The 21,807-nt window shown below is 38.8% G+C and carries 19 protein-coding genes; 5 read left to right on the forward strand and 14 right to left on the reverse strand.

All coding sequences use genetic code 11. From position 1 onward, the window contains the following. Positions 1 to 8 precede the first annotated feature (8 nt). The 3 genes from NQZ71_RS00990 (at position 9) to NQZ71_RS01000 (ending at position 2,850) form a co-directional block, all read left to right on the forward strand. Positions 9 to 515, forward strand: a complete 507-nt coding sequence (locus NQZ71_RS00990; RefSeq protein WP_144457420.1) for a cation:proton antiporter regulatory subunit — start codon at positions 9 to 11, stop codon at positions 513 to 515. After that, the gene (locus NQZ71_RS00995; RefSeq protein ID WP_127740739.1) at positions 515 to 1,741 is read left to right on the forward strand and encodes a cation:proton antiporter; all 1,227 of its coding nucleotides are present in this window, start codon (positions 515 to 517) and stop codon (positions 1,739 to 1,741) included. Before NQZ71_RS00990 ends, NQZ71_RS00995 begins: the two co-directional genes overlap by 1 nt. Before the next feature lie 77 nt (positions 1,742 to 1,818). Next, complete coding sequence (locus tag NQZ71_RS01000; protein ID WP_144457422.1) at positions 1,819 to 2,850, forward strand: AI-2E family transporter; 1,032 nt, start codon at positions 1,819 to 1,821, stop codon at positions 2,848 to 2,850. Positions 2,851 to 2,869: 19 nt separating this feature from the next. On the opposite strand, the gene ilvD is transcribed toward NQZ71_RS01000, so the two are convergent. Together ilvD and NQZ71_RS01010 are read right to left on the reverse strand one after the other, a co-directional pair. After that, complete coding sequence (ilvD, locus tag NQZ71_RS01005; RefSeq protein WP_127740735.1) at positions 2,870 to 4,546, reverse strand: dihydroxy-acid dehydratase; 1,677 nt, start codon at positions 4,544 to 4,546, stop codon at positions 2,870 to 2,872. A gap of 308 nt (positions 4,547 to 4,854) precedes the next feature. Next, a complete protein-coding gene (locus NQZ71_RS01010; protein WP_275009666.1) occupies positions 4,855 to 5,754 on the reverse strand; it encodes an aldo/keto reductase in 900 nt (299 codons plus the stop codon). A 236-nt stretch (positions 5,755 to 5,990) separates the two neighbouring features. On the opposite strand from NQZ71_RS01010, the gene NQZ71_RS01015 reads away from it, so the two are divergent. After that, positions 5,991 to 6,623 (forward strand): VanZ family protein, encoded by a 633-nt coding sequence (locus tag NQZ71_RS01015; RefSeq protein WP_275009667.1) that lies wholly within the window; start codon positions 5,991 to 5,993, stop codon positions 6,621 to 6,623. Positions 6,624 to 6,676: 53 nt separating this feature from the next. Here NQZ71_RS01015 and murB read toward each other — a convergent pair whose 3' ends face one another. The 3 genes from murB to NQZ71_RS01030 all read right to left on the reverse strand — a co-directional run bounded on the left by murB (position 6,677) and on the right by NQZ71_RS01030 (position 10,237). Beyond that, positions 6,677 to 7,591 carry a UDP-N-acetylmuramate dehydrogenase gene (gene murB / locus NQZ71_RS01020; protein ID WP_275009645.1) on the reverse strand — a complete coding sequence of 305 codons (915 nt, stop codon included), beginning with the start codon at positions 7,589 to 7,591 and terminating at the stop codon, positions 6,677 to 6,679. A 166-nt stretch (positions 7,592 to 7,757) separates the two neighbouring features. Further along, the gene (locus NQZ71_RS01025) at positions 7,758 to 8,579 is read right to left on the reverse strand and encodes an ABC transporter ATP-binding protein (RefSeq protein ID WP_144457428.1); all 822 of its coding nucleotides are present in this window, start codon (positions 8,577 to 8,579) and stop codon (positions 7,758 to 7,760) included. Between the two features lie 65 nt (positions 8,580 to 8,644). Next, positions 8,645 to 10,237: a histidine kinase N-terminal 7TM domain-containing diguanylate cyclase gene (locus NQZ71_RS01030; protein ID WP_275009646.1), complete on the reverse strand. Its 1,593-nt coding sequence runs from the start codon at positions 10,235 to 10,237 to the stop codon at positions 8,645 to 8,647. Between the two features lie 211 nt (positions 10,238 to 10,448). On the opposite strand from NQZ71_RS01030, the gene NQZ71_RS01035 reads away from it, so the two are divergent. Continuing rightward, positions 10,449 to 11,162, forward strand: a complete 714-nt coding sequence (locus NQZ71_RS01035; protein ID WP_144457432.1) for a tryptophan-rich sensory protein — start codon at positions 10,449 to 10,451, stop codon at positions 11,160 to 11,162. A gap of 36 nt (positions 11,163 to 11,198) precedes the next feature. On the opposite strand, the gene NQZ71_RS01040 is transcribed toward NQZ71_RS01035, so the two are convergent. The 9 genes from NQZ71_RS01040 to lmr(B) form a co-directional block, all read right to left on the reverse strand. Next, positions 11,199 to 12,587 carry a protoporphyrinogen oxidase gene (locus NQZ71_RS01040; protein WP_317011197.1) on the reverse strand — a complete coding sequence of 463 codons (1,389 nt, stop codon included), beginning with the start codon at positions 12,585 to 12,587 and terminating at the stop codon, positions 11,199 to 11,201. Between the two features lie 273 nt (positions 12,588 to 12,860). Next, on the reverse strand, positions 12,861 to 14,015 hold the full coding sequence (gene tuaH, locus NQZ71_RS01045) for a teichuronic acid biosynthesis protein TuaH (protein ID WP_144457435.1): 1,155 nt from the start codon (positions 14,013 to 14,015) through the stop codon (positions 12,861 to 12,863). A 10-nt stretch (positions 14,016 to 14,025) separates the two neighbouring features. Beyond that, positions 14,026 to 14,751, reverse strand: a complete 726-nt coding sequence (gene tuaG / locus NQZ71_RS01050; protein ID WP_144457545.1) for a teichuronic acid biosynthesis protein TuaG — start codon at positions 14,749 to 14,751, stop codon at positions 14,026 to 14,028. 36 nt (positions 14,752 to 14,787) lie between these two features. After that, positions 14,788 to 15,459: a hypothetical protein gene (locus NQZ71_RS01055; protein ID WP_144457437.1), complete on the reverse strand. Its 672-nt coding sequence runs from the start codon at positions 15,457 to 15,459 to the stop codon at positions 14,788 to 14,790. Continuing rightward, the gene (gene tuaE / locus NQZ71_RS01060) at positions 15,449 to 16,915 is read right to left on the reverse strand and encodes a teichuronic acid biosynthesis protein TuaE (RefSeq protein WP_317011198.1); all 1,467 of its coding nucleotides are present in this window, start codon (positions 16,913 to 16,915) and stop codon (positions 15,449 to 15,451) included. Before tuaE ends, NQZ71_RS01055 begins: the two co-directional genes overlap by 11 nt. A 29-nt stretch (positions 16,916 to 16,944) precedes the next feature. After that, positions 16,945 to 17,880, reverse strand: coding sequence for an NAD-dependent epimerase/dehydratase family protein (locus NQZ71_RS01065; RefSeq protein ID WP_144457441.1), 936 nt, complete (start codon positions 17,878 to 17,880; stop codon positions 16,945 to 16,947). Positions 17,881 to 17,892: 12 nt separating this feature from the next. Further along, complete coding sequence (gene tuaC / locus NQZ71_RS01070; protein WP_144457443.1) at positions 17,893 to 19,089, reverse strand: teichuronic acid biosynthesis protein TuaC; 1,197 nt, start codon at positions 19,087 to 19,089, stop codon at positions 17,893 to 17,895. 319 nt (positions 19,090 to 19,408) lie between these two features. Further along, positions 19,409 to 20,065: a sugar transferase gene (locus NQZ71_RS01075; RefSeq protein WP_144457445.1), complete on the reverse strand. Its 657-nt coding sequence runs from the start codon at positions 20,063 to 20,065 to the stop codon at positions 19,409 to 19,411. Between the two features lie 280 nt (positions 20,066 to 20,345). Then, positions 20,346 to 21,773: a lincomycin efflux MFS transporter Lmr(B) gene (lmr(B), locus tag NQZ71_RS01080; protein WP_260054788.1), complete on the reverse strand. Its 1,428-nt coding sequence runs from the start codon at positions 21,771 to 21,773 to the stop codon at positions 20,346 to 20,348. Positions 21,774 to 21,807 lie beyond the last annotated feature (34 nt).

Genomic DNA, 21,807 nt, shown 5'->3' on the forward strand with positions numbered 1-21,807 from the left:
AAAGAAAGATGAATATCAGAGAGACTGAACTCCCTGGCATTGGAAAAAAATTCGAACTAATAACAAAAAACAACGATAAGGTAGTAATTGTCATTCATGATGATGGCAGACGCGAGGTTTATCATTTTGATGATGATGACCATGAGGAAAGCATCTCAAGCGTTACTTTCAACGATTTAGAATCAAGACAAATTGCAGGTATCCTTGGCGGGATGGCGTACAAACCAAAAGCTCTAGAAAATATCGAAATGGCCTTTAATGATTTAATTATCGAATGGTATAAGGTGGAACGCGACTCTAAAGCTGCGAATCATACGATTGGGGATATGGATATTCGCAACAACTACAAAGTAAATGTTATTGCCATCATGAAAAAAGGCGCTGACAAGATGCTTAGCCCTGGGCCAGACACATTAGTTGAAGCAGGCGACACCCTTGTCATATCAGGAGAAAGGCAGCACTTAAAGAAAATAATACTTGAGCAATTGACTAAAAGCACTGGAGGTGACACTTAATGGATCACTTAGTTTTTGAAGTTGGTACCGCGTTACTTCTAGTTGCCCTTGCAGCCATTTTGGCGGGCAAACTGAAGTTCTCCATTATTCCATTTTTAATCATTGTCGGCATGTTGGTTGGTCCCCATGCACCCCATTTTGGAATCATTGACCTCAGATTCATTGAAAGTGCCGAAATCATTAACTTTATGGGCAGAATCGGTGTGCTATTCCTCCTCTTCTATTTAGGGTTGGAATTCTCCGTTGGCAAACTGATTAAATCAGGCCGCTCTATTGTCACTGCCGGCACAATATATATAATAATTAACTTCTCACTAGGGCTTATATACGGCTTCTTAAATGGCTTTGACGTAATCGAGGTCTTTATTATTTCGGGTATTATTACTATTTCCTCAAGCGCAATAGTAGCAAAAGTACTCGTCGATTTACGTAGAACTGGTAATGCTGAAACTGAGCTAATACTCGGTATTATCATGTTTGAGGATATTTTCCTTGCCGTTTATTTATCAGTCATTTCTGGTCTCGTTTTAGGAGACGCCACATCCATCGGCGGAACACTGCTTAGCATTGGTACTGCTCTCGGATATATGCTACTATTTTTCGTTATTGCCCGAAAAGGTGCACCTCTATTAAATAAACTGCTAGATATCTCTTCTAACGAGATTTTTATTATTGTCATCTTCGCAGCACTGTTTTTTGTTGCAGGCTTCTCAGAAACAATCCATGTTGCAGAAGCTATTGGCGCACTACTACTTGGACTTGTTTTCTCTGAAACAGAGCACAGCCATCGTATCGAACAGCTTGTTGTTCCTTTCCGTGATTTCTTCGGAGCTATTTTCTTCTTCAGCTTCGGATTAACGATTGACCCATTTGAGTTAGGCGGTGCAATCTGGTTTACTCTTGGCGCTGTCATTCTGACCATTCTCGGAAACTTTATCGCAGGTATGATTGCCGGAAGAAGAACAGGCTTGTCACATAAAGCATCCGCAAACATCGGCTTAACCATTGTGTCTCGCGGTGAATTTTCCATCATTGTCGCAAACTTAGGAATCGCTGGCGGTCTCATGCCAATGCTCAAACCATTCTCTGCCCTTTACGTATTAATACTGGCTATTTTAGGTCCTTTGCTGACAAAAGAATCATCAAAAATCTTCTATTTCCTGAATAAAATCTTTAAATGGAAAAAAGTTGACACAAAAAAGAAAAAAACTAGCCAAATATCATAACTTTTTGTTATGATATTTCTCCATTTAAGGTAAAATTAAGGTAAAGATGTATATCAATAAGGGTCAGGAGAAGGAGAATGGAGTTAGTAAATAAATTAATAGCAAATAAAAGTGCAAAACGAATTGTCATTTTCGGATTGCTTATTCTGGGGATTTACTTTTTAAGAAGTATGGTTAACCTAATGCTTTTTACCTTTATCCTTTCATTTTTAATGGATAGGCTAGAAAAAATTATTTCTAAAAAAATCCCAATCAAAAGAAACATTATCGTCAGCCTGCTTTACCTTATAACAATCAGTTTATTGTCGTATGGATTTATTAAGTATTTACCGATGCTCGTTGAGGAAATTACAGCATTGATTAGGCAGCTTATTGATTTTTACTCTCGCCCTCACGATAATGCCGTCTTGAATTATGTAGTAACAGCCATTCAAGCTAGGGACATTAACAGCTATTTGGAACAAGGACTTGGTTTTATTGTCGTATACTTTACGAATATCAGTGCATTTAGCATTCAGTTCTTGCTCGCGATTATATTAAGCTTTTTCTTCTTGCTGGAAAAGCCAAGACTCATTAAATACAAAGAAAATTTTAAAACAAGCAAGATTGCTGCTTTTTATAACGAGATAGCTTTTTTCGGAAAAAAATTCGTTTTAACATTCGGGAAAGTTCTTGAAGCACAGTTTATTATTGCGTTAGTCAATTGTATTTTAACAACGATTGGTTTATGGATTTTAGGATTCCCTCAATTGCTCGGCCTTTCCATCATGGTTTTCCTATTTGGTTTGATACCCGTAGCTGGAGTTATTATTTCTCTAATCCCGCTTTTAACAATTGGTTATACGATTGGCGGTTATATGTATATAATTATCCTCATCGTATTTATCTGCATAATACATGCGCTGGAAGCCTATGTTCTTAACCCAAAATTAATGTCTTCCAAAACAGATTTGCCTGTTTTCTTCACATTCATTGTGCTGATTTTCTCAGAGCATTTCTTTGGAGTTTGGGGCTTAATTCTCGGGATACCTGTATTTGTATTCCTGCTTGATATCCTCCAAGTTCAGAGTATTCATACGGAAGATAAACAAAAAAAGTCGATGGAGTAATTACCATCGACTTTTTTTGTTAGATTTTCATGATTCCGCCAGTACTTGCGGAAGTAACCAATTTAGAGTATCGAGCAAGATAGCCTGTTTTAACTTTTGGCTCAAAGCCTTTCCACTCCGATTTTCTTTGTTCCCATTCTGCTTCGTCAACGATAGCATCCATTGTACGATTTTCGATATCAATAACAATATGATCGCCGTCTTTTACGAATGCAAGCGGACCGCCTTCAGCAGCTTCCGGTGAAGCATGACCGATAGATAAGCCGCGGGAAGCTCCAGAGAATCGTCCGTCTGTTACAAGCGCTACTTTTGGTCCAAGACCCATCCCCACAATTTGCGAAGTCGGTGCAAGCATTTCCGGCATTCCCGGTCCACCCTTTGGACCTTCATAGCGGATGATTACAACATGGCCAGGCTGTACCTTGCCTTTTGAAATTCCTTCAAGGGCATCCTCTTGTGATTCAAAACAAATAGCAGGCCCTTCGTGTTTTGTGATACCATTTTGGACCCCGCCTGTTTTGATGATTGCACCATCTGGAGCCAAATTTCCGAACAATACTGCCAATCCACCTTTTTCTGTATGCGGATTATCAATTGGACGAATAACATCATAGTTCTGTACTTCACAGCCAGCAATATTTTCACCAAGTGTTCTGCCGGTTACAGTCAATGTATCTAAATGAAGGGCATCCTCTTTTTTCGACAGCTCATTAAGTGCTGCTGAAACACCACCAGCTTCATGTAAATCTTCAATATGGACATCAGAGGAAGGAGCCAATTTCGACAGATGAGGAACCCTGCTTGCCACTTCATTAATTCTTTCAAGCGGATAATCAATTCCTGCTTCATTAGCTAATGCCAATGTATGCAAGACAGTATTTGTCGAACCGCCCAATGCCATGTCCAATGCGAATGCATTATCGATCGCTTTTTCTGTTACGATATCTAACGGCTTGATGTCCTTATCAATTAATTCCATTAGTTGTTTTGCTGATTTCTTAACGAAATCTCTGCGCTCTGGAGCAACAGCTAGAATCGTTCCGTTTCCTGGCAAAGCAAGTCCTAAAGCTTCTGCTAAGCAGTTCATGGAATTAGCTGTGAACATACCTGAACATGATCCGCAAGTCGGACAGCCAAATTGCTCTAATTCCAGCAATCCTTTTTCATCAATTTTTCCTGATTGGAAAGCTCCTACACCTTCGAATACAGATGATAAAGAAATCTTTTTACCATCGCTTGTAACCCCAGCCTTCATTGGTCCGCCGCTGACAAATACTGTTGGAATGTTAAGGCGCATCGCTGCCATCATCATCCCTGGTGTGATTTTGTCGCAGTTCGGGATACAAACCATTCCATCAAACCAGTGCGCAGAAACTACTGTTTCAATAGAGTCTGCAATGATTTCTCTACTTGGAAGAGAATATCTCATCCCAATATGACCCATAGCAATCCCATCATCAACACCAATTGTATTCATTTCAAATGGCACTCCGCCCGCTTCTCTAATCGCTTCTTTCACGATTTTTCCGAACTCTTGTAAATGGACATGTCCTGGAACAATATCAATATATGAATTTACCACCGCAATAAATGGTTTATTGAAATCCTCTTCTTTTACCCCTGCTGCTCGCAATAGGCTTCGGTGCGGTGCACGGTCGAAACCTTTTTTGATCATGTTGCTTCTTAACTCTGCCACTTATACCCCTCCATTTTCCGATTAAAAAGAATTATCTGTATATTTAAACTTTAAATCATTGTAACACTATCATAGAAAAATTGGTATAATTTCTTCTCATCGTTTTCAGAAAAAATATATATATCAAATAAAACACGCTTTATCTTTTAAAATAAGGACCATCATCACATTTAACGTTAAGTATTCTAACATAATTCCACTTTTGTTTATTCTTCCCTTCTACTAGACTGTTGCCGATTTATTATTTCAAAATAGCTTTATTCTTATAAAAAAAGCACCCTAGCAAATTAGGGTGCACATCAAACTAATCAGGAAAAGATCCTGCTAATCCTTGCTGTTTCATCATCTGTCAAATCGACATCTAATGTTCTTAAGTTATTTTGCAGCTGTGCGACCGTTTTAGCGCCTGGTATAATTACATCCACTGCAGGCTGCTTTAAAAGCCACGCTAGCGCCAAGTGAGTTGCATCAAAGCCCTTTTCTTTAGCCAATGCTTTTAACTGCTCAACCTTTTCCAAGTTTTGCAGGAATGCATCTCCTTGAAAAAGCGGATCCTTCGCCCGGATATCATCAAATTTAGCATCCTTGGAGAACTTTCCTGTCAGCAAACCTGATGCTAACGGGAAATATGGTACAAAGCTTATGCCGTTTTCCACACAATATGGCAAAAAGGAGTTTTCCGCTTCTCTTTTCAAAAGCGAATATTCTCCTTGAAAGACTTCCAAGTAACCATCCTTGTTAAATTCCTTTAATTGCTCTGCATTTAAGTTAGATGCGCCAACTGCTCCAATTTTCCCTTCGTCCTTTAGCTCCTTAAGCGTACCTGCCACTTCTGCCAATGGAGTGGTACCATCTGGATAATGAACATAAAACAAATCAATATGATCAGTCTGCAGTTTTTTCAAGCTTTCCTCTACAGAGTCTCTTAAGAATTGACGGCTATTATCTAACACAATTTTTCCGTCCACTGGCTTATGCGCTGCTTTGCTGGCAATTACTACTTTATCTCTGTTTCCACGCTCTTTGAGCACTTCCCCGATCAATTCCTCTGACTTTCCAAGCCCATAAATAAAAGCAGTATCTAAAAAGTCTACTCCTGCATCCAAGGCCGCATTGACTACTTCCTTACCAGTTGCATCTTTTAAGTTAGGAAATAAATTATGTCCTCCAACAGAGTTTGCTCCATAACCTAGCTTTGTCACTTGCATTGAGGTTTTTCCAATTTGAACTTTGCTACTCAAAATAATCCATCTCCTTGTTTCCATATTCGGGATTGTAGGAAAATCAAATTCCTGCGAAGAATATTGCCCTTCTCTTCTATTATGGGAATCCTTGGATAAATAGTAAAGTAATCTGCACTTCTGCATTTTCGCCTTCTACTTTAATTTAAGAGACCATATATATATAATGTATTTATAACATGAAAGGATTTTGAGATTTGAAAGTGTACATACCGAAAAAAATCATCCTACTAGCTTTTCTGACTCTTTTATTTATCATATGGATTCAGACGGATATCGAATTGGCTCTCAACTTCCCAATAATCCTCCTTCTGCTTGTCCCAATGTGGGTTTACTACAGAATTTATCGTTCGAAGAAAAAACAAGTTATCAACGCGAAAAGAGAATTTCTCGTTAATATCTTTTTTCTTTATTTATTGATGGTCATGTATGTTACATTGACTCCCTTCCATTTCACTCCTTCTGGCAATAGAGGGAATATCAACTTGGTACCGTATGTGCAAATACTTTATCAATATGAAAATAAGCCTTCTATTTTTTGGATGCTTTATACACTAGGCAATATTATCATGTTTATTCCTTTTGGCTTACTAGTACCCTCCATTTATCGGCGCAGATTCAAATGGCTTGTGACAATCTTTCTAGGGGCCTTTGCTTCGTTAACAATTGAGGTTACTCAGTACTTTTTTACAGTTGGGCGTGCCGCAGATATTGATGACTTTATTTTGAATGTATTTGGAAGTCTATTGGGATATTTTTTATACAAATTTACAAAGATAATAAAAAGTAAATATCCGGAAAATATCCTGACAAACCAAGGACTAACTAAAAAATAATGAAAAAAAAAGCCACATTGCTTTACTAGGCAATGTGGCTTTTCCTTTTACAACTACTTATCTTCCCCAATTATTCTAACTTCTGTTTCCAAGTTAACGTCATAATTCTCTTTGACCGTTTTTTGTACATGTTTGATTAGGGAAATATAATCGTCTGCAGTCGCATTATCTACGTTTACGATAAAGCCGGCATGCTTTGTAGAGACTTGCGCCCCTCCAATTTTTGTTCCTTGAAGATTGCTGTCTTGGATCAATTTTCCGGCAAAGTAACCTGGCGGCCTTTTGAAGACACTGCCGCATGACGGATATTCTAAAGGCTGTTTTGATTCTCGAAGATAGGTTAATTCGTCCATCTTCGCTTTAATCACATCATAGCTTCCAGCTTGAAGCTGAAAGACTGCTTCTATCACTACATAGTTGTTTTTCGCAATATTACTAGTGCGATATCCTAGTTCCAAGTCTTCCTTTTGAACAGAGATAATTTCACCCTCAGCTGTAAGTACAGTGGCGCTTTCTAACACATCTGCAATTTCACCACCATAAGCTCCGGCATTCATGTAAAGAGCACCACCGATTGAGCCTGGAATTCCACACGCAAATTCAAGACCTGTTAAGGATTGCTCCAATGCAAATCTAGATGTGTCAATGAGGGCTGCTCCACTTTGAGCAAATACCTTATCGCCTTCTAGTCGAATATTCGCAAGCTTCGTCAAGTTGAACACAGCACCGCGAATTCCGCCATCCTTGATTAGCACATTTGAACCATTTCCTAAAATCGTAATTGGGATTTCAGCCAGTAGCGCTATTTTATAAGCTTGCTGAAGCTGTTCAAACGTAGTCGGGAACAACAGGTAATCTGCATTTCCGCCGATTTTTGTATACGTATACTGACTTAATGGCTCATCTATTTTCACTTCATCTTCTGTCATTATCTGCAGTAATTTTTCTTTCATATCATTATTTTTCATAATCTCAACCTTCTGTTAATATTTCGGTCTTTAAAAGCACTTTATCATTGTATAACAATCTTACTTATCCTAACGACAACAATTATCTTTTTTATATGAATTTTATATTTTTGTAACATTATATGAGGTAACCAGCTGCTTTATGTCTTTATAACTGGCCGTTATCTCAGCTTGGAGCTAACGATTTTTCTTTTCTAGGTTCCATTCCTACCAAGTCATACGATAAGCAAGCAGGCTTATTTGTTCTTGGGTCTGTCACTATTTCTGCATCCACATGAAAAACATCCTTCAAAACCGCTGCAGTCATTACCTCATTCGGTGTACCTTCTTTTATCAGCTGACCCTTTTTCATTGCAATCATCTTATCAGAAAAACGCGAAGCGTGGTTAAGATCATGGATCACCATCACAATTGTTCTTTGCTCTTCTTCGTTAAGCTTTTTAAGTAACTGAAGCACCTCTAGCTGATGGGCCATATCAAGATAGGTAGTCGGCTCATCCAGTAAAAGAAGCTCCGTCTCTTGAGCAATTGCCATAGCTATCCATGCTCTTTGTCTTTGTCCGCCTGATAAGGTATCTACTTCTTGGTATTTCCATTCAGACAAGCCTGTAACCTCAAGGGCCCATTCAATTACTTCTTTATCTCTTTCCCCTAATCTGCCAAAGCCCTTTTGATGAGGGGAGCGACCATAGGAAACAAGCTCATACGTTGTTAAGCCGTTCGGAGAATCTGGAGATTGGGGCAGCACTGCCATTTTTTTAGCGATATTTTTGGTGGGAATCTTTTGAATGGCTTCGCCATCCAAGTAAATTGCGCCAGCCTTCACTTTATTTAACCTAGCTAAAGCCTTTAATATCGTCGACTTTCCACAACCATTTGGTCCGATAATCGTCGTGATTTTCCCAGTTTCTATTTCCAAACTCAATTGCTCCACAATAATTTTTTCGTCATAGCCTATCTTTACATCTTTTGCTGAAAGGATATTCATTTAGAAGCTTCACTCCTTGCTTTTCCCTGCCTAACGCAATCATGCGCAAATGCTTGTCCTAAAAGTTATTTTACAGAATATATATAGCCTTGTTCTCGAAACTCTTTATTTATTTCGATATACACTCTGTTTCTGCCATTTCGTTTCGCTTCATACAATGCCAGATCTGCCTTTTCGGCTAGAACGCTTAACGCTTCTTCAGGATTACTAATATTCCTTTTAGCTGCAACTCCAAAGCTTGCCGTAATAGTTAGTGCATCTCCTTTTGAATAGAAACTCGACACTTCAAGTTTAGCTCTAATTCGAGCTGCTACTTCTGCCGCTGATTCAAGGGAGTAACCAGGAAGCAGCAGAACAAACTCTTCTCCGCCATATCTGCCAAAAAGCATGTCCTTCTCAAGCAGACCTTGTGTAACAGAGACGATATGTCGTAAAGCATCATCTCCAGCAAAATGTCCATACGTATCGTTAATTCTTTTGAAATGATCTACATCGAATAGAAGCAAGGATGTACAATCCTGAGCTTGGCTATCTTTCATAATTGCTTGCTTGGATTTCTCCATAAAATATGTCCGATTATATATTTTAGTAAGACCATCATTATAGGCCAATTCTCGCAACTGCTTCTGTACTTGCTTTAACTCTGTTATGTCATTGATAACAATTGCAGTTCCTACAACAATATGATTTCGCTTATGAATTGGCGAAATTCTTATTTGATAATATTTGTCTCTATCTTTCCATTCTAGCTCATTAACAGAATTCTCATTCACACTGTTATGAAACGGTAAGATATCACCGTTGTACATCATTATATCATCAATCCGTTTTCCATTCTTCAAAGCCGGAAATAGCTGGGATGCAAGTGGATTATATTCAACCACCTTTTTCGATAAATCCAGAACAATGACCGCGTCCCTCATGCTTTCAAACAAATAATCCTTAGCAACAGGAGCCACTGTCAGCATATGTGTGGACATAATCGCCCATAAATACAACAATCCTGTGATACACATAACAATTGGTACAGGGTCTATGCTATATGGTGTCATTCCTATTAAATACAGCAAGGATGTTGTGATCGGCAACAAAACGCCAATTAATAATGTTAAAATTTGTTTCCAATGCTTTGTCTTTGTCTTAATCCAATACCATATTAGAAAAAGTGCTGCGACAAACAATGTGCCAAATGTGTAGCTTCCGTGGACAACATACCATTGTCCAACTGTCATATCCAGTAATAAGGCCCCATGGTTCTGAACAAAATTAACATGTTTGTAAAATAAATGGTGGTAGTTATTTGTTGATATAAAAAGAAATGTGAGCAAAGGGATAAGATAATAAAGAAACAATGTTTTTTTATTGATATGCTTATCTAGGCCTATATACTGCAAAACAAGAATCAAGGTTGCTGGCGCAGAAAAAGGCATACCTAAGTACTGAAAAACAACCCAAAACATGACGCCTTCCCCTGTTGTACTCGTAAGTTCAAGTGCATGTCCAAAAGCATAAATGGCAGAAAACAGCGACAGCCAAGCAAATGTTTGGGTTCCTGCAAAAACATGCCTATTTGTATAGCCAATAAAAGCCAGTACAAGCTGCAATACGCCGCCTGTAGCCATTATTACAATATATGTCAATATAATTTGGTCCATCATTTTTAATAGCCCCTATTTAGGAATTCTAATGTCTTTTTTTCATTCAGCTTTCATTATAATAAATGTATGAAGTTGCTTTCTACAAAAAAATAAGTATATATTAAATCATTAGTATTGTTCTCCATCAAAGCAAAATCTTTCCTAATATTTTCATCAGATGATTATATGTTTCAGATTTGTGGAATAAGAATGAAAAAAAGGAGGGTTTGAATTGTCCTATCTCATTCTTAGCCTGTTGTTTTATGTGATTATGGTCATAGTAAACGCACTTGCCAATATTATCCCAATCAACGGTCAAACAACTGGTGAAATTTCAAATAAGCTAGAAGTGCTCATAACTCCTGCCTCCTATGCCTTTATGATATGGGGACTAATTTACGTTTTGTTGGCCATCTGGCTCGTACGGGGCTTCATAAAAAAGTACAGGGGAATTTCGTATACGAAAACAAGCAGTATTCTATTCGTGATTACATGTATCCTAAATGCTACCTGGATTCTCGTATGGCACTATGAGCTGTTTGCCATATCGGTAATTGTTATTCTATTATTGCTGTTAACACTGCTTATACTTTATAAAGCAATAAAATCTGCTGCTTATCGCTTTTTCGATGTCTTTCCATTCTCGATTTACATAGGCTGGATATCCGTTGCTTCCATTGTTAATATAAGCTATTTCCTCACATACATCGGATTAGGTCCACCTGAGCCACTTTGGACTGTCTCTTTACTTGCTATCGGCGGAATTTTGGGGATATTCTTCCGTGTTATGGAAAAGGATTGGGCTTATTCCCTCGTAATTATATGGGCATATATTGCAATCGGGATAAAAAATTGGCAGACTGAGCTTGCTGTATCTTACACAGCCTTCTTTATATCCCTGCTGCTGCTAATCCTAGTGTTCATTAGATTTAAGAAGAAGCGGTGATAAGAGAGGTGCTGGTTTACACCAGCACCCTTTCACCTACAGTAAAGGTTTTGCTAATTCAACTGCAATTTCCTCTCCATTTGCGATACATGCAGCAATTCCCACTCCATAATAAGAACTGCCTGCGAGCAGTATATTCGGGTAAAGCTCAGCCATCCCCTTATTTATTGAATCAATTGCAGATTTATGCTGCAGCGAGTAAACAGGCATTAAGTCATTCCATTTTGTCACTTCATAGCTTGTTGGCTTTTCCGTGATTCCGAGACTCTTTTCAACATCCTTAACCGCTACCTTTAACAGTTCCTCTTCTGTTAATGAATTAAGATGCTTGTATGCCGGATTCGACTTTTTATAGAATAATCTCAGTAACAGGCTGCTGCTTTTAGAGGTATGTGTCCACTTTCTACTTGTCCATGTACATGCATTACAGGTTAAATCACTGTCCTCTGCAACTATGAACCCAGTTCCGTCCTTAGGAAGCCGATCGTCTGGAATGTCGTAAGCAAGGTACATCGTAATGTTGGACGAGTTTTGAAGCTTTGCAAACTCCTCTGCAAGACCTTCTGTCGCAAGCAGCTTTTCAGCAACCTGATGCGGTGCAGTTAGCACAATATGATCGGCCTGTAGAATATCACCTGATGCAAGACCAATACTGTAGACCTGCTCCACTTTTCTAATGGATGTAACTGCAGCTTCCTTTTTGATTTCAACATCTTCCAACACTTCCTCAAGACGGTTAATAATTGTCGAGAGTCCATTTTGGAAGGATATAAATTTTTTATTCGAAGCAGACTGAAATTGACTTTTATTTTTTCCTAATCCGTGAATGATGCTGCCGTACTTCTCTTTATAATCAAGCAAATACGGTAAGGTCGAAGCCATCGTCAAATTATATAAGCCTCCAGAATATACTCCTGCCAATACAGGTGTAATTTGTTTTTCGACGATTTCCTTCCCTAAAAAGTATTCCAAGAACTCTCCTATCGAGGTTTCCTTCGTAAAGTGTTTATTTGTTTTAAACAAGTCCTTAAGTGCTTCTAGCTTTCCTTTTGTAGAAATTAACTCACTCGAAAACAAGGATTCTATCGTCATCGGGATACCGAATACAGAGTCCTTTGGTATTTCTAAAAGCTTATCCTTCGTATGAATATAGGAAATTCCAGTTGCATTATATACAAGCTCTTCCTCTAATCCCAACTCTTTGACGAAAGGGAGAACATTCTTGTTTCTCGCTACTATGGAATCCGCTCCGGTTTCCATAATAAAGTTCCCTTTTTGAATCGTATGAATCTTTCCACCTAGAGACTTTTCTGCTTCTATTAATATAAGCTTGATATCCAGTTTATGTTCTCTTTTTATTTTCTGTAAATAGTACATGGCAGATAAACCTGTTATGCCTCCACCAACAACGACTACATTCTTCAAAATAATTACACCGCCTCGCAAGTCTTTCCTGTATATATTATGCCATTATTCCCATTAAAAAAGAGAATATATATAATGACTTTTTTGTTAACAATTTAGTATAGCCGCTTAGAACTATTCATTATTTTAGCATTGTTTACCGAGAATCGCTTTTAACTAGCTTATTAATAAATGAAAGGAAGAGGAGGAACCAAAATAAATAACCCAAACCATTACGCGTAGGCTTAAAGTTCCACATAATGGTTTGGGCTTATAATAGTTGAGTTTTTTCTTTCATAGCTTTGTCATTTGTGCAAAGATACTGTTCCAATCCTTTGTTTTCGCTAGCGATATCCGTCTTTCTTCTATATTCTTTACCGCTTTATTTATCCTTATTTCCTCACAGGCTAATATAAAGCTGTCTGTATCACTGCCTTCTAGGCAAATATATACACCCTTTTCAGCATATCCCTGTGTGGATGGCAGATTCGTTCCAATGGCTGCTTTTCCTGCAGCAAGAAATTCAAAAAGTTTAAGAGGAAATATCGCTTTGTTATAAATGGATGGTTTGTATGGCATTATGCCAATATCGATTAAATTCATATAATGAGAAACTAGTGGCGGAGGTACGCTACCTGTCCATGTCACATTGGGAAGCTTCAACAGTCTTTGAAACTCTTCATTTCCATTCGTTCCGTCAGGCCCGACAAATAGGAACTGCCAATCCGGCCTGCTCTCTGCTGTTGCCTGAATGAGGGCGAAATCCAGCTTCGGCTTTATGCCACCAATATACCCTAACACAGGTCCATTACCCTTACCTATAACATGATCAGCCTTTTCCTTGTGTTGAAAAAGGGAAAAATCCACACCATTCTCATACGTGTAAACCTTTTCTCTGCTTGAGCCTTGCAATCTTTCCTTCACTTGCTCCTCTAAAAACACAGAGGTACATGTGATAATATTGGCCTTATTGATAATTGTGCTCTCGCCACTATGAATTATCTTATGCTTGAGCATTGATACTGCTGATTTACTGCCATTAATTGATTCAGCCCATAGATCACTGCAGTCATATATTATCTTGTTCCAAGAAAACATATTTGCCAAATTTGGAAATGCGGGGTATGTGTACCATAGCTTAATCTCATACATATCCTTTTTATCCCTTAAATATGCAATAAGTGAAGCTAGTTTATTTTTATAGAAAATAGAAATAAACCGACTGAAACGTAATAGTTTACTTTCTCCTAGGTCAGCAATTTTCCATTGTCTAACACCATTTTCCAACAGCTTCTCGGCATTAGTGTCCAGTGATTTCCCAGGACATAACCAAATAACTTCATGTGTATCCTCTTGTTTTTGTAAATATTCTGCCAAACGATGTCTTCTATAGCGCAATTGGTCGTTTTCCCATTCTCCAGTTGCTACAAGTACATGAATTGATTTCATCCAGACCACCTTACATTCTTTTTCTTATCGCATGGTAGGCATAATGCGAAAAACACCAAGCTGCTTTAGCTAGATTAAGTCTCTCAATTTCCCGATAGACAAACCATGTCTTCTGGGCTGACTTCCATTTGTTATTTGAGATAGAGTCATTGCCAACACGGTATTCTGCAAGTATCTCAGTCATTCCATAAGCGTTATGACCTTTTTTTAAGATGCTAAGCCATGTTGCCAAGTCCTGCCGAGTCCGTATGTTCGGCATCTGGAATGGTCCAACAATGCTTCGGTCAACAATAACTGTTAGACAGCCCACGATTGTATTTTTCAGCATATCTTGATAGGAGATGACCTTTGGTGCATGGACCCACTTCTTAAGTGATTCACCATCTCTTGATATATATTCATAGGAAGAGAATGTAAAAGCATAGCTGTTTTCCTGCATAAAGCCAAGCTGCAGCTCCAGCTTATGTGGCTTCCATCTATCATCACTGTCTAAAAAGGCAATATATCTTCCAGAAGCATTATCTATAGCCATGTTTCTTGCCATGGCTGCTCCACCATTTTCTTTTCTGTACTTCACATGTATCCTATTATCTGCTTGTTCCCACTCAGCCAAAAGTGCTTGGGTTCCATCCGTCGAGCAATCATCTACAATAATCAGCTCCCAATTGGAATAGGTCTGACTCATAACAGACTGAATACTATCAGAAATAAAATCCTTGCTGTTGTAAGACGGCATAATTATTGAAACCAGTTCTTTCACAAAGACACCTCATTATTTAGAATGTGCTCGGATGAATTCTGGGGTGATTAGGATTAGAACACTAGCGAGAATACCTAATAACGCACCTAAAACAACTCTATCCTTTGCAGAAGCCTCTTGGATCTGTCCCTTTAAATAAGCTTCCTTGATTAACATAGCTGGTTCTAAGCCAAGCTTTTCTGTTTTCAATTCATACAGAAAACGCTCTTGGTCAACAATCGCATCACTGCTCGCACTTGCTGACTCTAAAGCTTGTATGCTAGATTCAATTATTTCGCTTTTTTCCTCATAGGCAGACTGATCTAGCTTCATGATTGCATTCTCCATTTCAGAAAGTCTGTCTACTGTTTGTTCATCATTCCCTGTTATATTCAACACAACCAATTTACTTGGGGTAACAGAGACAGTTAGCTCTTCCGTAATGCCTTCCTCCCAAACATCTGGCAGAATTTTTTTAAATGATGTTTCATTTGATAACAAGGAAACAAGCTGATCGGCATTAGTTAAATAGCTGTTTTCATAGTTTCCCAGTTTAATTATCGCTTCTGAACTATATTCCGACTGCCCGTTGTTGTTACCTATAGGCATAAACCAGCCGAGAATTGGCATTGCTAGGCATATAATTAAAATTGCCCATCCATATTTCTTCAATCTGCCAACAATACGTTTCAAACTATCTTTCATGAATTTCAATCCCCTTATCCACGGTGTTAAGTCTGTTTTTAAATACTGACAGAACGGAAATGACAAAGCCCATCAATACCCAATGAAAATACAAATTACTGATTGTACTCGGGCTGATACTAGACGCCATAAATGCTGCCAGTCCGACCATACTTGCCTCTAAAAGCATTTTATAAGCCCGGCCGTTAGCCTTTCTGTAGATCCTGTACAATTGGATAAATAATGAAAGGATTAACCCGACATAACCGAGAAGAATAAAAACCCCAAAGTTGCCAGCTATTTCAGCCAGCCAATTATGTACTTGCAGTACACCACCTGTTGAAAAGGCTGGATTGTGCTTTAAATAATATGGAATATTTCCTGCTCCCACGCCTAATCCGAAAGTATCAAGGATATACTGAAGGGTGTTTCGCAGCAAATTTATTCTCGCTAAGTTGGAGGGCATTGTTTCAGTTGCACCATAATAGCTTGCTTGTGTGAAAGCGAGCTGGAGTTTGTCTAATATTCTTCCAGAAAGTAATAGAATAGCAATCCCTGCTACAGAGACAGAACCTATTAAAAGCAGCTTTTTCACTTTGTCACTTACCAGCAGGAAGACATATAAGCACAGCCCAATAATGACTGCAAGTATGCCTGCACGTGATTCAGTCAAATAAAGGACATAAAGGGTTAAAATACTCAAAAAAAGCGCAGGTAACCGTACCTTTAAACTACTGCTGTTTTTGGCTGCTGCCACGTAGAAAAAGAATGTAATGCTTAAAAACGTAGCAAAATCATTCTGGTTCGTAAACACTGCTGTTGGAAAGCCATTCCTATATTCACTAGCACCATATAGACTTGAGCTCGGCAGTTGAATACGAAGAAAATGATTTATTAATCCAAGCACCAACAAAAAGATGGTCATTCCCATCCAAATTCCGTAAAAGATTAATAGACGGGATATTCGCGTAAATATGACATTGGCCAAGTATACGAATAACACCCCCATCCACATGAGAGACATATACTTGAAGTTATCAATAATAGATTTCGACCAAAGCATTGATACTGTCCCATAGGCAAGCCAAATAGCTAAAAACAGCCATATACCTTTAACAGAAATCCCGTCAAAATCTGCTTTTAGGCCTTTTTCTGAAAGTGTATACAGGATATAAGTGGCTACTGCGGCAATGAGTAAAATTCTGTAAAGAAATAAACTAAAAAAACCAATGTTGACGCTTAAAATAGACTGGTTCAAAAAGGTAGTAACGAGGGTTGCATATACTGCTCCCCTCGCCATATCCTCCAAGCCAAACGTCGATTTTAAATATAAAAAAAGGAGCAGCCCCACTAAGCTCACAAGCAGAAGAAGCGCAAGCCCCATATCGGCTTCCCTCATCGCATAAAGAAGGGGGAGTAACACCATGACAACGATTAGCGCTCCAATTGTCTGGCAGACTAGTTGCTTGCTTTCCATTTACTGTTCAGACCCTTTCTTTCCGTTAGTCAATTTGTGCCTTGGAGTAGACTTCTCGTAAAAGCTAATGTATCCTTCAAACCATCCTCCAGGCTTGTTTGCGGGGCCCAATCCAATAGTTCTAACGTTTTTTTATTACATAAGGTACTATGCAAAATATCTCCCGGCCTAGCTTCCTGGTGCTCTGCCTTTAATTGAATATCACCTGCTCTAACCATTGTCTCCCATAACGCATTGACTGTAATTTGCGTCTGAGTAGAAATATTCACACATATATTACCTTGAGCCGTTAAGGCTTTAACATTTGCTTTTGCGACATCCTTTACATAAATGAAGTCCCTTGTCTGCTCTCCATCTCCAAATATAACTGGTGCTTTTCTTTCAGCTATCTTGTCAGCAAAAATAGAGACGACACCACCTTCTCCCTTTGCATCCTGCCTTGGACCGTAAACATTACTGTAACGAAGAATGCTGTATGGCAATTGATAAAACTTATAGGCCATTTGCAAATACCTCTCCACCGTCAGCTTTGTCAAACCATATGGAGATTCTGGCATTGTCGGATGATCTGTTGTAACAGGCAAGAAAACCGGATTTCCATAGACAGCTGCAGACGATGCGAACACGAGCTTTTTAACAGATGCTTTTATAGCTGCTTTAATAACATGCAATGATCCCTTCACATTAACATTTTCATCATGGAGAATATCATGGACTGATTCGGCCACACTCACTTGAGCAGCTTGATGGATAATGTACTCTGGTTCTAAAGAAGAAATGAAATCTATGCTGGAGGAATCGGTAATATCATATTCGTACAATTTAATTGGAAGATGGCTAATATTTCGATAATTACCTGTAGTTAAATTATCTATTACAATCACTTCATAATTATTCGCTAACAACTCTTCTGCAATATGGGAACCAATAAATCCTGCTCCTCCTGTTATAACTACTCTGCTCATCCTTACTCCCCCTTAATGCTTTGTTAAATGACTTTGACCCAATGCCAGTTTTCGATAGCGTTCTTCTAAGATTACGGCATTCCTGCCTACATGAAAGTTGTCTTGTACTGACTTAAACAAGTTTCCTTTAATAGCAGAAAGATCGTATTTACCTGATGTATAGTCCATTACTCTTTCAACAATGCTGTCGACCGATTTCGGCTGTATCAGCAAATGACTGTACTCACCGAAAAGGTCAGGGACACCTCCTACTGCTGTGCAGACAACTGGTACCTTCATAGAAATTGCCTCAATAACAACAGTTGGCATTCCTTCAGAATAGGAAGGCAACGCGAATATATCACTTGCCTGTAAGAAGTCTTTCACCTTATCATTACTAATTTGACCTGGCAGAAACAGCCGTTTTCCATAGTGTTCATGTTTTTTCAAATCATCCCTTGCCGGACCATCTCCGACCAACACAACAGCCATATCGTCTGGCAAACGGTTTAGACTATCCGCAAGCTCGTAAACTCCTTTTTCCTTCACAAGCCTGCCAATAAAGGTAATTAGCTTTTTGTCAGCAGGAAGCTGAAGCTCCTTTCTGACCTTCTCCTTCGGTATTTCTTCATAATTAAATTCAGAGAGATTTATACCAATCGGCAGAACAATGCTTTTCCTCCCCGTCTTTTTCTGGGCTGCTTCAGCGAGATTCCTTCCAATAGCTACTACTTCATCAGCAGCGTGAACAGAGCGCTGAAATGCACGGTTCGCACTCCTGCTGAAGGAGGGATAAACATGTACATCGCTTCCGTGCAGTGTAAGCAGCCATGGTTTTTCCAGCTCTCTTGAAACGATATGGGCAGCACCTCCTGACGGCATAGCAAAATGAGCGTGTATCATATCAAATTGGATTTGCTTATCTTGGATCGTCTCCAAAACTGCCTTAGCAATTCTTTTATCAGGCTGTGCCCATCTGAGTTGCCCTGGAAGTGCTGTGTAGATCGGCCGATAAACCTCCACTCCATTTCGCACTTCAAAGAACGGCAAGCTCTTTTGCTTATATGTTTTCTTTAACGTCCTTATAACGGCGTGATTTTGCGGTGTTGGACAGATTACCGTTATACTAAGCCCAAGTTTTTTTAAAGCTTGAACCTGTGTCTCATGGAATACGCCATTGCCAGGCTGTTCTTTACTTGGATAAACGCTCGTAATCCAAAGAATCTTCATGCTTCTCTTCCTTTTTCGTTTTATTTAAACCAACTGATAACTTCGGAAATAAAGCATACTAATAGGCTGAACATACACAAATGTATTTACAACAGCCAACTATTTTATCCTAATAAAACAGAATTTAACTAGCCCAAAGCGGGTAGACTAAAATCCGAAAATACACTTCCAAATATAAAAATAGGAGGTGCCTTTTTTAGTGAATAAAGCACGTCCTCTAACCACACAATGAGAAAAACCAGCTTGTCTTAAAAAGCAGCACTAACTACAGACTGCTATATGTTGAAAATGCTGATTTCTCCTGCGCGAATGTAAACAATTAACGGGCACCCTCTCCAGTAACCAATACTTTTACTGTCTTCAGCATGATTTTTAACTCCAGCTTAAACGTCAGGTTGGATATGTACTCAAGGTCATACTTAAGCTTTTCACCAGGAGTGATTTCATACCCACCACTTACCTGTGCGAGCCCTGTTAAACCAGGTCTTACTGCAAGCCTTTTTGCAAAGCCAGGTATTTCACTGTCAAACTGAGCTGTAAATACTGGTCTTTCCGGGCGTGGGCCAATAATGGACATGTCACCCTTCAAAACAGATAAAAGCTGTGGAAGCTCGTCTATTCTTGTTTTTCTCATAAAATTCCCAATCTTTGTTACACGTGGATCATTTGCTTCAGCCCATTTAGCGCCTTCCTTTTCCGCGTCATTATGCATCGAGCGAAGCTTTATTAAGTTAAAGTAATTTCCGTTTTTTCCAACTCGCTGCTGGATATAAAATGGTGAGCCAGGGCTCTCTAATACAACTAGGATAGCGAAGACAGCTATGATTGGTATCGCCAAGATTATTCCAATGCTTGCAAGCAGCAGATCTAAACACCTTTTCGTATACAAGTAGTATGCTGCTTCCTTTGGTACGGAGAAGTTTTCCCCTTCGACAATGGAATAATCGTGGTAGATATTCAAGCTCTTTTCACGCATTTATTGTCACCTCGTAGACTGTTTATGTGTATTTTGAACCTTTGTGTCAAGTATAGAATTAGATTGTATGGGAATCGTTTAGCGAAAATTAAATATTGGTAAATGTTTGTAAAGATAGTTTTAATAATGAAGAAAATTAGTGCTTTGGTTTTAGAAAAGCCTTCATAAAAAAGCATATCCAGTAGATTTGTCGACTGTAACTTAGAGAAATCCGTGGTAATTCTACAATTTTTGAAACAAAAAAAGCAGTCTACATAAAGTAGACTGCTTTCTTCTATTATTAATGCTTTGGTTTAACTCTTTTAATAAAGAAACTACAAGCAAATCCAATTGCTGCAACAATCAGTGCAAAAATAAAGGCATTTTGCACACCAGCAGTTAAAGCTGCCGGGATATTAGCTGGATCCGCTGGATTACTTACATCTGCCAAGAAGGTTTTCTGACCTGATGCCAAGATAGAAACACCAATTGCCGTACCAATAGCACCAGCAACCTGTTGTAATGTATTCATGATTGCAGTTCCATCAGGATATAGCTGTGGTGGAAGCTGATTCAACCCATTTGTTTGTGCTGGCATCATGATCATAGAAACTCCAATCATTAAACAGCTGTGCAGCACGATAATTAAAGCAACTGTTGACGTAGTTGTAACACCAGTGAAGAACCAAAGCACTACTGTACACAATGCAAGCCCTGGAAGGACAAGCCACTTAGGTCCATATTTGTCAAACAGCCTTCCCATAACAGGTGATAGGAATCCATTAATTAAGCCACCAGGAAGCAATAATAGACCTGCTGTAAAGCTAGTTAATCCCAAACCGCCCTGCAGGTACATTGGAAGTAGCAGCATGGTAGAAAGAATAATCATCATTGACATAAATACTAATAGAAGTCCTAATACAAACATTGGGTATTTAAATGTGCGCAGATTGATCATAGGCTGTTCCATTTTAAGCTGTCGAATAGAGAATAACAGCAGTGAAAGCACACCTACAATTAATGAGACAATGACAACTGGGCTTTCCCAGCCACCTGAGTGATCTCCACCTTCTCCAGCACTGCTGAAGCCAAACACAATTCCACCAAATCCTAATGTAGAAAGCAGGATTGATAATATATCTATTTTCGGTTTAGTTACAGTTGAGACATTTTCCATATAACGAATTCCGAATAATAAAGCAAATACTAAGAACGGTAAGGAAATCCAGAAAATCCAATGCCATGTAAGATTTTCAATAATCAAACCTGAAATCGTCGGTCCAGTAGCGGGAGCGAACATGATAACAAGCCCGATCATTCCCATAGCTCCTCCTCTTTTTTCTGGAGGGAAGATAAGCAGTATCGTATTAAACATTAAAGGCAGCAGCAATGCAGTACCAACAGCCTGCACGATTCTAGCCACTAACAAAAATTCGAAGGTCGGTGCAAGAGCAGCAATCAACGTTCCGAGAATAGAGAAGGCCAATGAAGCAAAGAATAGCTGTCTTGTTTCAAACCATTGCAATAATAACCCTGAAATCGGAACAAGAATTCCTAATGTCAGCAAAAATCCAGTTGTAAGCCATTGAACCGTTGTCGGCGCAATATTAAAAATTGTAATCAAATCATTTAATGCCATATTTAAGGCTGTTTCACTGAACATACCTATAAAACCGGCAATCAGGAAAGAAGCTACGATAGGCACTGTTCTAAACTGCTTGCCCTCCATTGACTTCCCCTTTACCGCGTCCATATTCATTTCC

The sequence above is a fragment of the Niallia taxi genome (assembly GCF_032818155.1).
Classification (GTDB): domain Bacteria; phylum Bacillota; class Bacilli; order Bacillales; family Cytobacillaceae; genus Niallia; species Niallia taxi_A.